This window comes from Devosia sp. 63-57 (assembly GCF_001899045.1).
GTDB lineage: Bacteria > Pseudomonadota > Alphaproteobacteria > Rhizobiales > Devosiaceae > Devosia > Devosia equisanguinis.
The window spans coordinates 1799066-1811882 of record NZ_MKUY01000005.1 but is presented as its reverse complement, the minus strand read 5'-3'; the positions used below and the strand labels follow the sequence as shown (position 1 = coordinate 1811882).

Annotated in this window: 13 protein-coding genes; 9 read left to right on the top strand and 4 right to left on the bottom strand. The window is 61.7% G+C overall.

Annotated elements, in window-relative coordinates; genetic code table 11:
* Positions 1 to 14: 14 nt before the first annotated feature.
* A complete protein-coding gene (locus BGO80_RS16945; protein ID WP_286722482.1) occupies positions 15 to 665 on the bottom strand; it encodes a DUF2161 domain-containing phosphodiesterase in 651 nt (216 codons plus the stop codon).
* Between the two features lie 170 nt (positions 666 to 835).
* On the opposite strand from BGO80_RS16945, the gene BGO80_RS16940 reads away from it, so the two are divergent.
* From BGO80_RS16940 to BGO80_RS16920, 5 genes are read left to right on the top strand one after another with little or no spacing between them, the layout of a single operon-like run.
* Positions 836 to 1108: a PepSY domain-containing protein gene (locus BGO80_RS16940; protein ID WP_286722480.1), complete on the top strand. Its 273-nt coding sequence runs from the start codon at positions 836 to 838 to the stop codon at positions 1106 to 1108.
* Positions 1101 to 1697, top strand: a complete 597-nt coding sequence (locus tag BGO80_RS16935; protein WP_126150579.1) for a cytochrome b/b6 domain-containing protein — start codon at positions 1101 to 1103, stop codon at positions 1695 to 1697. The genes BGO80_RS16940 and BGO80_RS16935 overlap by 8 nt, the downstream gene beginning before the upstream one ends.
* On the top strand, positions 1669 to 2343 hold the full coding sequence (locus BGO80_RS16930) for a response regulator transcription factor (RefSeq protein ID WP_286722477.1): 675 nt from the start codon (positions 1669 to 1671) through the stop codon (positions 2341 to 2343). Before BGO80_RS16935 ends, BGO80_RS16930 begins: the two co-directional genes overlap by 29 nt.
* Complete coding sequence (locus BGO80_RS16925) at positions 2340 to 3659, top strand: sensor histidine kinase (protein ID WP_286722476.1); 1320 nt, start codon at positions 2340 to 2342, stop codon at positions 3657 to 3659. The genes BGO80_RS16930 and BGO80_RS16925 overlap by 4 nt, the downstream gene beginning before the upstream one ends.
* Positions 3656 to 4354: a VIT1/CCC1 transporter family protein gene (locus BGO80_RS16920; protein WP_286722475.1), complete on the top strand. Its 699-nt coding sequence runs from the start codon at positions 3656 to 3658 to the stop codon at positions 4352 to 4354. Before BGO80_RS16925 ends, BGO80_RS16920 begins: the two co-directional genes overlap by 4 nt.
* On the opposite strand, the gene BGO80_RS16915 is transcribed toward BGO80_RS16920, so the two are convergent.
* The 3 genes from BGO80_RS16915 to BGO80_RS16905 all read right to left on the bottom strand — a co-directional run bounded on the left by BGO80_RS16915 (position 4355) and on the right by BGO80_RS16905 (position 6981).
* A complete protein-coding gene (locus BGO80_RS16915; protein WP_286722474.1) occupies positions 4355 to 4573 on the bottom strand; it encodes a hypothetical protein in 219 nt (72 codons plus the stop codon).
* Positions 4574 to 4648: 75 nt separating this feature from the next.
* Positions 4649 to 5623, bottom strand: coding sequence for a sulfate ABC transporter substrate-binding protein (locus BGO80_RS16910; RefSeq protein ID WP_286723066.1), 975 nt, complete (start codon positions 5621 to 5623; stop codon positions 4649 to 4651).
* A gap of 299 nt (positions 5624 to 5922) precedes the next feature.
* Positions 5923 to 6981: an ABC transporter ATP-binding protein gene (locus tag BGO80_RS16905; RefSeq protein WP_286722473.1), complete on the bottom strand. Its 1059-nt coding sequence runs from the start codon at positions 6979 to 6981 to the stop codon at positions 5923 to 5925.
* A gap of 379 nt (positions 6982 to 7360) precedes the next feature.
* Between BGO80_RS16905 and BGO80_RS16900 the strand changes: the two genes are divergently transcribed.
* From BGO80_RS16900 to BGO80_RS16885, 4 genes are all read left to right on the top strand, one after another.
* Positions 7361 to 8758 (top strand): ABC transporter substrate-binding protein, encoded by a 1398-nt coding sequence (locus BGO80_RS16900; protein WP_126150572.1) that lies wholly within the window; start codon positions 7361 to 7363, stop codon positions 8756 to 8758.
* A gap of 117 nt (positions 8759 to 8875) precedes the next feature.
* Complete coding sequence (locus tag BGO80_RS16895; RefSeq protein WP_286722470.1) at positions 8876 to 10837, top strand: ABC transporter permease; 1962 nt, start codon at positions 8876 to 8878, stop codon at positions 10835 to 10837.
* On the top strand, positions 10834 to 11607 hold the full coding sequence (locus BGO80_RS16890) for a FadR/GntR family transcriptional regulator (protein ID WP_126150570.1): 774 nt from the start codon (positions 10834 to 10836) through the stop codon (positions 11605 to 11607). The genes BGO80_RS16895 and BGO80_RS16890 overlap by 4 nt, the downstream gene beginning before the upstream one ends.
* A 24-nt stretch (positions 11608 to 11631) precedes the next feature.
* On the top strand, positions 11632 to 12789 hold the full coding sequence (locus tag BGO80_RS16885; RefSeq protein ID WP_286722468.1) for a mandelate racemase/muconate lactonizing enzyme family protein: 1158 nt from the start codon (positions 11632 to 11634) through the stop codon (positions 12787 to 12789).
* Positions 12790 to 12817 lie beyond the last annotated feature (28 nt).

Below are 12817 nucleotides of genomic sequence, written 5' to 3'. Positions count from 1 at the left end.
AGTGAGGGCGCCCATTATTCTTGGGCCGGGATTACTGCCGCTCGACCCAGTTCGGTGAGATCATAGATGCCGCGGCTCACGCGGACAAACCAGCCATAGACATTGCTGCGCAGAATCGTCGGCGCGCGTTCGACAACGGATTTGAGCTGGCGGGGACTTTGCGGCCCGGACAACAGGGCCGCAGCGCAACGTATGCAATCCTGCCGATAGGCGGTCATGATCGGCTTGCCGCGTCCACCGCCCTTTTGCGGATCGCCAACCCGGCGCCGATGCTCCTCCAGCAGCCGAGAGCGGCGCTTTGCGTCCTTGCGCGGTATCGCGGCAAAGGGGGCGACAATGATCTCGACGGCCCCGGAGGCCGAAACAGTGAGCAGACCAAAGCCCAGCCGGCGGCAGAGATTACGGAACCGCGCATCATGCTCGCGGCCACGGCCAGTCTTTGCAGCACGGGCCGCCAGCCACACTTCGTCGCAGAAAGCGGCGCGCTTGACGCCCTGCATCACCAGTTCGAGCGTCAGGGACAGTTTCATTTCGCAGACAACGACGACGGTCGGATTGTCGTTCCGCACACCGACCAGGTCGCATCCATTCACCTCCCCTTTGACCGAATAACCGGCGCCCTCCATGAAGGCCTTGAGCGGGAGATAAAGGTCGGTTTCGGACATGGATATTTTGGAAGCCCCGTATTGCGCGACCGCACCCTAGCTGAGTCTGGCGCCGTCGGCGAAACGGCTCGGGTCGACGATTTGATGGCTTCGACAGCATCCCGACAGCTTGGCCCGGCTAATCCATGACCATGGCCGCGATGGTGCGGCCCCGAAAATGGAGAACACCCATGAAACTCAAAGCTGCTGTCGTCGCCGCCCTCGTCGTCCTGTCGCCCACCCTGGCCATGGCCAGCCCAAACTGCACCACTGAAGCGCGGGACAAGTGGATGAGCGAAGATGCCATGAAGGCCAAGGTTGCCGAACTCGGCTACACCATCAAGACCTTCCAGATCAGTGGCAATTGCTACGAGATCTACGGCTTCACCAAGGACGAAAAGCGCGCCGAGGTCTATTTCAACCCGGTGACCGGCGACGTCGTCGAGGCCGAGATCGATGGCTGACACGCATCCAATTGGCACGGCGGCGGAGCAATCCGCCGCCCCCGTCAGGGTCTGGGACCCGCTTGTCCGCCTGTTCCACTGGACCATCGTCACCGGCGTCGTGCTCAACCTCTGGGTCTTGGAGCACGGCAAATATTGGCACAAGGTGACCGGCTATGTCGTCGTCGGCGCGTTGGCCATTCGCCTGGTCTGGGGCATTGTCGGAACGCGGCATGCACGTTTTTCGGACTTCTTTCCAACGCCGCGGCGTGTGGTGAACCATGTTCGACAGTTGCTCGCCGGCACCGATCCGCGCACCCTCGGTCATTCGCCGCTCGGCGCCGTCATGATGTTGAGCCTGATGGCATTGCTGGCTGGGCTCGGTGTCACTGGCTGGATGATGGGGCTCGACGCGTTCTGGGGCGAGAAGTGGTTGGAAACGCTGCATGATGTGATGGCCAATGCCGTTCTTGGCCTTGCCATTCTGCATATCGCTGCGGCCATGATAGAAAGCGTGCGACACCGTGAAAACCTGCCTTTGGCGATGATTACCGGATGGAAACGGCCACTGGACGGCTCTGATGCGCATATTGCTGATCGAGGACAGTGAGCGCCTGCGGGCGTTGACCAGCCAGGCTTTGCGGGATGCGGGCTGGCTGGTCGACGATTTTGCTTTAGGCGAAGACGGCATCGAGGCGCAGAGACAGGTGCCCTATGATGCCATCGTGCTCGATTTGGGCCTGCCCGATATTGACGGGCTCGATCTGCTGCGCGGCCTGCGGGCGCGAGCGGTGGCGACCCCTGTTCTGGTCCTGACCGCCCGCGGCGCCGTGGACGAGCGGATCGATGGCCTCGATGCGGGCGCCGACGACTATCTCACCAAGCCTTTCAATAACGGCGAACTGCTGGCCCGCGTCAGGGCACTGCTGCGGCGCAGCCCGCATGCCGTCATGCCGGATCTGGTTGCCGGCCAGCTTACCCTGCCGCTGTCCGGCTCGACATTGCGCTGTGGCGAACAGTCCATCGACCTGGCGCCGCGCGAGCGCGGACTGCTCGAAATGCTGATGCGCCAGGCCGATCAGGTTGTGTCCAAGCGCAGGATCGAGCACGCATTTTCTGAATTCGGCGATGAACACAGCAGCAATGCGGTGGAATTATCGGTGTCGCGGCTGCGTCGAAAACTGGAGGGATATGAGACAGGCCTTGTGATCGAGACCATTCGCGGTGTCGGCTACCTGCTGAGAACGACGTCATGAGCCGTCCACTCTGGCAGCTCGCGGCGACGCGCATCATCGTCTTTGGTTTTCTTGCCGCCCTGGCGCAGATGGCGGTGGTCTTCAGCGACTATTATTTCAACGACGAGGAACTGGGCAGGTTGCTAGTGGAGCAACAGGTGGACATGCTGAGCGAAGGCGCCGCCAGTGTCTCGGGCCGGATCGGCTATGCCCTGCCCGACGAGATGGAGGAGTTGTTTGCCCCCGGAACCGGCTATTTCGCGCGCGTCCGCACGGCCGATGGCGCGGTCTTGTTTTCGGCCTGCGACACCGCCTGCGAGGAACACTTCCTGCCCCTGTCGGTGCGACCGCCCGATTTCTGGGTACGGGTGATCACGCCTGGAAATCCGCTCCATGTCGCCGGTGGCGGACGAGTGGAGCGCGACGGCACACCGCTGCTGATCGAATTTGCCACCATGGGTGACCGTGACGGGCTGGTTTGGGGGGTGTTCTGGCATGAGGTGCTCGACCATCTGATCGTGCCTATGAGCATTTTGCTGGTCTTTGTGATCGGCGGCACCATTGTTTCAATCCGCTCCGCCTTGCGACCGGTCAAGGCTGCCGCTATCGCGGCCGACCGCCTCGATCCCCTGCAACTGGGTGAGGGGTTGCCCATCGCTGGCATGCCCGAGGAAGTGGGGCATCTGACCCGTGCGGTGAATCGCGCCTTTGCCCGCAGCGGCGAGTTGATCCGCAGCCAGCGCGTGCTCACCTCTGCCATCGCCCACGAAGTGCGAACGCCCCTTTCCATCATCAAGCTGGAACTGTCATCCCTGGATCACCCGACGGCCCGGCGCGCCGAAGCTCAGGTCGATGAATTATCCGATTTCGTGGCGCAGCTTACGGCACTGGCGCGACTTGAGGCACTGGAGGCGGACCAATTCGTGGCCACCGACCTGGGCTTGTTGGGGGAGGAACTGGTGGGCGTCATTGCCCCGTGGGTGTTGTCACGTGGCGCCAGTATTGCGTTCGAAAATGAAGGGGCCGACAGCGTCCGCATCGCGCCCAATCTCGTGCGCGACGCCTGCCGCAACCTGATCGAGAACGCCGTGCGCCACACGCCGCCGGGCACCACTATCGTCGTGCGCGCCGGGCCCGGCCCGGTGATCGCGGTGATCGACATGGCGCCGTCTGGGGCCGGATCTGCCCCCCTGTCGGAAGGGCTCGGCATCGGCCTCACCGTGGTCGAGCGAGTCCTTCACCTGAACGGTGCCGTTCTTGCCAAACACAAGAGCGCGAGCGGCATGACCGTCACCATCACCTTCGACGCCAATTTTCGAAACAGGGAAGCGAAATGAGCAGAACGACCCATCGCGAAATGCACATGGTGCACAGGATCGGCTGGCTGCGCGCTGCCGTGCTCGGAGCCAATGACGGCCTGGTTTCCACCTCAAGCCTGGTGGTGGGCGTGGCGTCGGCGGGCTCGAACCATCAAGCGATCCTGATTGCCGGCCTTGCCGGGCTGGTGGCCGGCGCCATGTCGATGGCGGCGGGAGAGTATGTTTCGGTCAGTTCGCAATCGGATGCTGAGCAGGCCGACCTGGCCCGCGAGCGCGCCGAACTACGGGACGATCCGGAGGGGGAGTTGGACGAGTTGACGGGTATCTATGAGGCGCGGGGCCTGGACCGGACGCTGGCACGCCAGGTGGCGGAACAACTGACCAGCAAAGATGCCCTTGCCGCGCACGCTCGCGATGAGCTGGGCATTTCCGAGACTATCGCCACCCGCCCGGTGCAGGCGGCCCTCGTCTCGGCGCTGACCTTTGCCACCGGCGCCATCCTGCCGATCCTCGTGGCAGTGTTCTCTCCGCCAGCTCTGGTGGTCTGGCTGGTCGCAGCATCCACCCTTGTCGGACTGGCCATCCTGGGCGGGCTGGGCGCCTCTGCGGGCGGCGCCGGCCTCGTGCGTGGCGCTCTGCGCGTCACCTTCTGGGGGGCTTTAGCCATGGCGGTGACTGCAGCCATCGGCGCAGTCTTCGGGGTGATGGCCTAATTACTCCTGGACCTCGGCTTGCTCCGAGGACTCGTTGTCCGCGCAGGGTTCGGGTCCCTTGCCATTGAGGAAGCAGGCATCCTGCTCGGCGCGCGTCAAAGGTACGGCGCCCTGGGCCGGATCGGGCAGGCCGCCGAAAAAATTGGCCTTGGCGGGAGCGTCGTCCTGGGCGCGCCGCGCCAGCTTGCCCGGACCGAAAATTCCAAAGAAGTGAACCATGTCAGTCTCCCAATGCGGTTTGCGGGGCCAAAGACAGGTGCGGCCGGCCTGTGGGGCCGACCGCGAGTTGAGCTGCTACTGGGTCGGACCGGAATAGATCTGGTCGAAGACGCCACCATCGCCGAAGAAGTGGGGCTGCGCCTCACGCCAGCCGCCGAAATCCTCGATGGTGATCAGGTTCACATCACCAAAGCGGGCAATGTCTTCCGGAGCGGCCGCTTCCGGCTTGAACGGGCGATAGTAGTGCTTGGCGGCGATCGCCTGGCCTTCATCGGAATAGAGATACTCAAGATAGCCCTGCGCCAGCTCCAGATTACCCTTGCGTTCTGCATTGCCCTTGACGACCGCCACCGGCGGTTCGGCGAGGATGGAAACCGAGGGGGTGACGATGTCGAAAGCATCCGGACCAAGCTCTTCGAGCGCGAGATAGGCCTCGTTCTCCCACGCCAGCAGCACATCGCCGATGCCACGCTGCACGAAAGTGGTGGTGGACCCACGCGCGCCGGTATCGAGCACCGGAACGTGCTTGTAGAGCTGGGTAACATATTCCTTGGCGGTGTCGTCATTGCCACCCGGCTGTGCCTTGGCCCATGCCCATGCCGCGAGCAGGTTCCAGCGTGCGCCGCCAGAGGTCTTCGGATTGGGGGTGATGACTTCGACGCCATCCTTGGTCAGGTCGCCCCAGTCGGCAATGCCCTTCGGGTTACCCTTGCGGACGAGGAACACGATGGTCGAGGTATATGGCGCACTATTGTTGGGCAGCAGAGTGCGCCAGTCTGCCGGCACCAAAGCCGGGTTGGCGTCGGAAATGGCGTTGATGTCGCTTTCGAGCGCCAGCGTCACCACATCGGCCTCGAGCCCGTCGATCACCGTGCGGGCTTGCGACCCTGAGCCGCCATGGGTTACCTGGACCGCTACGGTCTCGCCCTTGGTTTCCTGCCAGTGCTTGATGAAGACCTCGTTGTAGTCGCGATAGAGTTCGCGCGTCGGGTCATAGGAGACGTTGATGAGCGTCTTGTCCTGGGCATGGGCGGTGACGGCGAAACCCATGGCCAGCGAGGCGGCAAGGGCAGTGTAGGCAAAAATCCTGGCTGTCCGGTTCATCGGAACCTCCCGAGTGATGATGGCTAAACCCTATCAACTCGGTCGTGATTATGAAGGTGCAGGCTTGCCCCGAACTCGGAAGAAATGAAAAATCTTGCTGGATCGGGCCGCTAACGCGCAAAGCCGGGCCAACCGGCTTTGCCGCTGTTCCAAAGAGCACTCAACCGCGTGCGGGAATTGCTTTTGCTTCCTTTGCCGGCCTGCGCACCCTGCCCCGCATCACGTCTTGCCGGTAACAGCTTCGCTCAGCGAGCGATGCGATTGCCGGTCTGAGCGTCGAAAAGATGCATCTTGGTGTTGTCGAAGGCGATGCCGATGCGCTCGCCCGGTCCGGCGGCGATGCGCTCGCGAAACACGCCGATCAAATCCTGGCTACCGACGCGTAGCGTGACCAGGGTTTCAGAGCCGGTGGGCTCGATGATGACGATTTCGGCCTGTACGCCGTTCGGGTCGAGCCGCAGATGTTCCGGGCGGAGACCCAGGGTGATGGGACCATCGGACACGCCTGCGGGCAGGCTACCCAGATCGATCGCGGTTCCATCGGCGAGCTTGAAGCTGGAACCAGCGATCTCACCTTTGACAATGTTCATGGCGGGAGAACCGATGAAGCCGGCCACGAACAGATTCTTGGGCTGATCGTAAAGCTCGAGCGGCGTGCCCATCTGCTCGATATGGCCCGAATGCATCACCACGATGCGGTCCGCCATGGTCATGGCTTCGATCTGGTCGTGGGTCACATAAACCGTGGTGGTCTTGAGGCGCTGGTGGTTGAGCTTGATCTCGCTGCGCATCTGCACCCGCAGCTTGGCGTCGAGGTTGGAGAGCGGCTCGTCGAAGAGGAAGAGTTGCGGATTGCGCACGATAGCGCGGCCCATGGCGACGCGCTGACGCTGTCCTCCGGACAGATGGCGCGGATAGCGCTGCAGATAGGGTTCGAGGCCCAGTACCGTGGCGGCGCTGGCGACACGCTGCTTGATCTCATCGCGCGGCACTCGCCCGAGCTTGAGCGAGAAGGCCATGTTCTCCTCGACCGTCATATGCGGATAGAGCGCGTAGGACTGGAACACCATGGCGATGTCGCGATCCTTGGGGGCAAGATCGTTGACCACGATGCCCCCGATGGCGATGTCGCCGTCGGTAATATCCTCAAGGCCCGCAATCATGCGCAGCAGCGTGGATTTTCCGCAACCTGATGGTCCGACCAGAATGACGAACTCGCCGTCATTGATGTCGATGGAGACGCCGTGCAGCACCTCCACATTGCCATAGCTCTTGCGAACATCCCGGATCGTTACGGCACCCATCATTTCCTCCCAGATCGACAATCGCCTCTTAACGCCCCTCATTTCGATGGGGGCTCGCACCAGGCGCAGCGCAGGCCGGCCCCAAAGCCTGGACGGCTTTGGACGCGTTTCGACACAGCGCGGCTCCCATTCTGTCTAAAGGCAGGTTTTCCATGCAGCAAGTCTTTTGTGGGACAAAAGGTTGACGACTGATCGTTTTGAGTCCTAAAACATCGCCATTCGCGGTCAATGATGGGACAAAATGACCATATTTGACCGTGACGGGGGCATGGGCGGCGTCGCCCTGTTCCTGGGAGGACGAGCAATTTGCGAGGATTGGTAGGCCCAGAACAGGGCTCCGCAAGCGCTCGGGCATGGTCCAACAGGAGGAAATGGCATCATGACGTCGGACAAGTTCAATCGCCGTGACGTATTGAGGAAAGGCGGCGCCGCTGGCGTGGGCCTTTGGGCAGCTGCGCATGGCCTGCCGGCATTTGCACAGGACAAACCGGAGGAAGAGCTGCCGCAGGGCGCCGCTGGCAAACTGACTGTCATCCACCGCACGGAATATTTCGAAGCGGCGCAGAACCTGTTCCGCGACACCGTCACCAAGTTCGCTGCGGCCAACAATGCGCAGCTCGATATCTCCACGACCAACCCGGAATCGTTCGGTGACTTCCTCGGTAAGATGTCTGCAGCGGTAAAGGCCGGAAATCCGCCTGACCTGGCCTACACCAGCACGGTTTCCATCCCGCAGATGCACTTGCTTGGGCTGCTCGAAGACGTCAACGACGTGGTCGAGGACGCCATCAAGCGTTACGGCAATGTCATGCGCGGCATCAATGCCGAGAGCATCGGCAAGATCGACGGGCGCTGGGTCGCCGTGCCGTTCATCGCCAACACCACAGGCGCATTCTTCCGGGGCGACAAGCTGGCCGAGAAGGGCATCGACGTCTCGACGCTGAACACCTGGGAAGAACGCCGCGAAGCCGCTCTGGCGATTTCCGATCCTGATAATGGGTTTTATGGCTGGGGCCTGACCGTGAACCAGTCCGGTGACGGCTGGGGTGTGGCATCAGCCATTCTCAACGCCTTTGGCGGCCATTTCACCGACGAATCCGGCACCAAGGTCGAGTTTGACTCGCCGGAGACCATCGCTGCCTATGAATTCGTGCGCGAAACCTACGACCGCAATGGCAAGTATGCTGCCATGTTGCCTCCTGGTGTCGAAAGCTGGGGCGACATTTCAAACAACGAAGCCTGGCTTGCAGGGTCGGTGGGCTACACCCACAACGCCTTCTCGCTCTATGCTGCCTCCAAGCGCGACAACAATCCGGTCTTCCCGCATACTGTTCTCGTGCCGCAGCCGCGGGCCAATAATGGCGACCATCGCAATGGCGGCGCCGTCGGCGGCTGGCTGACGATTTTCAAGGGCGCACCGAACGTCGATCTGGCCAAGAAGCTGGCTCTGGACCTGCTCGATCCGGCGAATTTCACGCCGATGTCAGCTGTTGCCGGCGGCCTGTTCATGCCGGCTTACGAAAACCTGTGGACCGAAGAGCTGCTCTCGGCAGACTCGAACTATGCGATCATCAAGGAACAGGTCGACATCGAAGACCCGTTCATCGGCCCCTCCTGGCCTGCCAAGCCGGCTGCCCAGATCGATGCCATCCGCGCCCAGGGCGTGTTGGAACAGTCGATGGGCAACGTGATCGCCGGTCGCATGACCCCCGAAGAGGCGGTCAAGGATGCGCACAACAAGATCGTCCAGATCTTCGAAGAAGGCGGCATCATGTAGCCAGCCTTTTCGACGGGCGCCTCGCGGCGTCCGTCGCTCGCTTTCTCTTAAATTTCAGGACTTTCGGCTTCAGGCTGGTGCGCGCTGCGGCGGGCGCCCGACCCGATGGAGACACGCATGGACGATCGAATGAGCTTGCCGATGGCTTCTGCCCGCAGGCAACCAAGCTTCAAGAAGCGTTTGGAAAACCTGTTCGGGACCGACTGGAAAGTCGGTTATCTGTTCGTCTTGCCCATGGTCCTGATCATGGCGCTGCTGATCTTCTGGCCCTTTGTCAGCGCCATCTTCATCAGTACGACCTCGCTCAACTATCTCACGGGCGAGACCGTCAATGTCGGCATGCGCAATTATGAGCGGCTGTGGACCAGTAGCGATTTTCTGCAGGCCATGCAGAACACCATCCAATTCACGTTCTGGTCGCTGACCCTGAAATTCGTCATCGGCATGACGGTAGCGCTGATCCTCAACAGCCGTCTGCCTTTCCGCAGCCTGTTGAGCGGTATCATGCTGCTGCCCTGGATCGTGCCGGAAATCGTCACCGCCTTGGCCTGGAAGAGCATCTACGATCCGCTATTCGGCGGCCTCAACCCTATCCTGCAAGGGGTCGGGATCATCGATCGGCCGCTGGGCTGGTTGTCCGATCCCAACATGGCGATGGCCAGCGTCATCTCGGTCAATGTGTGGAAGGGCATCCCGTTCTTCGTCCTGCTGCTGCTTGCCGGCCTCAAAGCCGTGGACAAGGAGCAGATCGAAGCCGCGCAGGTGGACGGCGCCAATGCCGTGCAGCGGTTCCGCAACGTCACGCTGCCCAGCTTGCGCTACGTGATCGTGGTCACCCTGCTGCTGTCGTTCATTTCCACCTTCAACCAGTTTGGCCTGCCCTTTCTGATGACCGGCGGCGGCCCAAGCGGCGCGACGAAGCTTTACTCCATCCTCGCCTATGAAAAGGCCCTGGGCTCGCTGCAATATGGTCCAGGCATTGCCATCGCTTTCTCGGTGGCACCGCTGATGGCCATCCTGATCTGGTTATTGGCCCGCTTTATGCGCCAGGACGACAAGCGCGACGGCGCTTCCGAGCGTGGCCCGGGCTTTGCCGACCGGCTGCTGTCGGGCGCAACCTGGCTGGTCAATGTCATCATCGACATCATCTTCCTTCCCATCCAGCTGATTTTCGCCGGTCTGGAATGGATCGTGCGGCGCGTGCGCGTGGCCACCGGCCGCCCCGCGACGCAGCCGATCCTGCGCCATGCGGCGCGATCAAATGCCGGCCCGTTCGCTCGATTTTTGGTGCTGGTGCCGTTCCTGGCTTTCGTGATCTTCCCATTCTACTGGATCGTCACCACCTCGCTTAAATCGACCCCGCAGATCAGTGAGCGCCGCTCGATCTTCTGGCCCGATCCCCCGACGCTGGATCAATACACTTCACTGCTCAATGACACTCCGTTCCTGACCTGGCTGATGAACTCGGCCTTCGTGGCCGCGGTGAGCACGCTTGTGTCCGTCGCGCTCGCGTCGCTGGCAGCCTATGCCCTCTCGCGCCTGCGCTTCCGTGGCGCGGGCTTGTTGACCACGCTGTTGCTGATCACCTATCTGCTGCCGGGTACGCTGCTGTTCATCCCGCTCTACCAGACCCTGACCAATCTGGGCGTGATCAACAGCCATACCGCGCTGATCATCACCTACCCCACCTTCCTCCTGCCGTTCGCGACCTGGGTATTGATGGGCTACTTCCGCTCCATTCCGGTGGAGCTGGAAGAAGCAGCACGCATTGACGGCGCCAGCCGCCTCTATATCTTCTGGCGGATCACCCTGCCGCTGGCGGCACCCGCCATTCTCTCGGTGACCCTGTTCGCCTTCACCAACGCCTGGAACGAGTTCCTCTTTGCCTTCGTCTTCATCACCAGTGAATCCCTGCGCACCCTGCCGATCGGCCTGCAGTCGCTGGTGGTTGGCGACATCCTGCCCTGGGGCAAGCTGATGGCTGCATCGCTTCTTACGGCCGTGCCGGTGGCCATCCTCTATGTCTATGCCCAGCGCTTCCTGTCCGAAGGGCTGACCGTTGGAGCCGTCAAGGGATGACCGATCTGCCGCGGATGGGAATGGTCGGCAATGGGCTCAACGCTTCGGTTGTGCGCAGCTCCATTCCCTCTGCCGTAGATGCCATGGTGCTCAAGATCCGCGGCCTGATCGCCGATGGTGGCCTGGTGGTTGGTGACAGCCTGCCCACCGAGCGCGAGCTGTGCGAACGGTTTCAGGCCAGCCGCAACACGGTGCGCGAAGCCATGCGTATCCTCAAGGCCTATGGCGTGGTGTCGGTTCGCCCAAAGGTTGGCGCCACCATCATCGATGACCGCATGGAACGGGCACTCGACCTGTTCTCTTTCAATACGCTCGATATTTCCCGCCGGACCTTCAATGATATCCAGGGATTTCGGCGGCTGATCGAGGTCGGGTCGGTGGATACGCTGTTCGACCTCATGCGTCCCGAGGATATCGCGGAGATGCGTCGCATCAACGATCAGTTGCGCGCCGCCGGGACAATCGCGGAAGCATCGGAGCTGGATTTCCGCTTCCATCTTCGCATTGTGTCCATTCTCGACAATCGCGCGGTACGCGACGTCTATGGGATCATGAAGCCGGTGATCATCCGGATCATGGAGCGGGCCAAAGAACTGCACAACTTCACAGGCGACACCTATGAGCAGCACGCTGCCGTGGTCGACGCGTTGGAGCAGAGGGACCGGATCCGATACCAGTATGCCCTGCAGTCACACCTGCATATCGGCATCGCATTCTTCGAGGATTCGGCGGAGGAGGCCGTGGATCGGGATTTGTCCGACCAGGGTTAGGCAAGGCTTTGAGGAGACATCGGAGTGAAGATCACATCCGTCAAAACGGCGGCGACGGTCGGCCATTGCATGCATTTGTGGGTTCGCGTCGAAACTGACGCCGGCATTACCGGGCTGGGGGAATGCGTGCATGGCGGCCACCAGGCCATCGCCATTATCGAGAAAGAACTGGCGGCGATGCTGATCGGGCGCGATCCCTTCGCCATTGACGCCATTTTTGAGGATATCAGGCGGAACCTGGTGTTCGAGGGCGGCTTTGCCGGTGCGTTGATCACCGCGCTTACCGGCGTCGAGATCGCGCTCTGGGATCTCAAGGGCAAGGCGCTCGAGGTGCCGGTCTATGAACTGATGGGCGGCAAGTTCCGCGACGATATCCGCGTCTATTGCGACTGCGAGGTCTCGCCCGGCATGAACATGGACGAGGTCCAGCGCGAGGTGGACCAGGTGCTCGAGGCCGGCTTCAAGGCACTCAAGGTCGATCTCGACATCCGCGCCTATGGCCACACCGGCAGCGAAACCGGCTGGTATGTCAAAGACAAGTTCAACATGACTCCCAACAAGTGGGAGCATGACCGCATGGTCGAACTGGCCGAAATGGTGGTCAAGGCTGCCGGCAAGGACGTCGAGGTCGCCTGCGATCTGCATACGCGGCTCGACAAGCATAGCGCCATCCGCCTGGCGCGCGATCTCGAGCATCTCCAGCTCATGTGGCTCGAAGAGCCGATCCCGCCCGAAAATATCGACGTGATGGCCGAAATTACGCGCAGCACGTCGACGCCGATCTGCGCTGGCGAAAACCTCTATCTGCGCCACGGCTTCCGAAAGCTGCTGGAACAGCAGGCGGTGGATATCATCATGCCTGATATCCCGAAATGCGGTGGCCTGTCCGAATGCCGCAAGATTGCGGAACTCGCCGATCTCTACTCAATCCCCTTCGCGCCGCACAACGTCTCGTCGCCCATCGGCACCATGGCCTCGGCCCATGTCTGTGCCACGATCCCCAATTTCCTGGTGCTGGAATTCCACTGGTTCCATCGCGACTATTGGTCGACGATCACCGATGGCGGCGACATCATCAGGGACGGCAAGATCAAGCTTTCCGATCGGCCGGGCATCGGCCTCGAACTCAACGAGGACGTGGCGCGGGCGCATCAGTATCCGGGAACGACCTGGTTCGCGTGAGCTGACGATCGAATGCGCCTTGTCGCGG

Coding starts and splice junctions, on each gene's coding strand:
- BGO80_RS16895 (WP_286722470.1), top strand. CDS start 8,876: ATGGACGATCGAATGAGCTTGCCGATGGCTTCTGCCCGCAGGCAACCA.
- BGO80_RS16905 (WP_286722473.1), bottom strand. CDS start 6,981: ATGGGTGCCGTAACGATCCGGGATGTTCGCAAGAGCTATGGCAATGTG.
- BGO80_RS16930 (WP_286722477.1), top strand. CDS start 1,669: ATGCGCATATTGCTGATCGAGGACAGTGAGCGCCTGCGGGCGTTGACC.
- BGO80_RS16900 (WP_126150572.1), top strand. CDS start 7,361: ATGACGTCGGACAAGTTCAATCGCCGTGACGTATTGAGGAAAGGCGGC.
- BGO80_RS16935 (WP_126150579.1), top strand. CDS start 1,101: ATGGCTGACACGCATCCAATTGGCACGGCGGCGGAGCAATCCGCCGCC.
- BGO80_RS16915 (WP_286722474.1), bottom strand. CDS start 4,573: ATGGTTCACTTCTTTGGAATTTTCGGTCCGGGCAAGCTGGCGCGGCGC.
- BGO80_RS16920 (WP_286722475.1), top strand. CDS start 3,656: ATGAGCAGAACGACCCATCGCGAAATGCACATGGTGCACAGGATCGGC.
- BGO80_RS16940 (WP_286722480.1), top strand. CDS start 836: ATGAAACTCAAAGCTGCTGTCGTCGCCGCCCTCGTCGTCCTGTCGCCC.
- BGO80_RS16945 (WP_286722482.1), bottom strand. CDS start 665: ATGTCCGAAACCGACCTTTATCTCCCGCTCAAGGCCTTCATGGAGGGC.
- BGO80_RS16890 (WP_126150570.1), top strand. CDS start 10,834: ATGACCGATCTGCCGCGGATGGGAATGGTCGGCAATGGGCTCAACGCT.
- BGO80_RS16910 (WP_286723066.1), bottom strand. CDS start 5,623: ATGGGTTTCGCCGTCACCGCCCATGCCCAGGACAAGACGCTCATCAAC.
- BGO80_RS16925 (WP_286722476.1), top strand. CDS start 2,340: ATGAGCCGTCCACTCTGGCAGCTCGCGGCGACGCGCATCATCGTCTTT.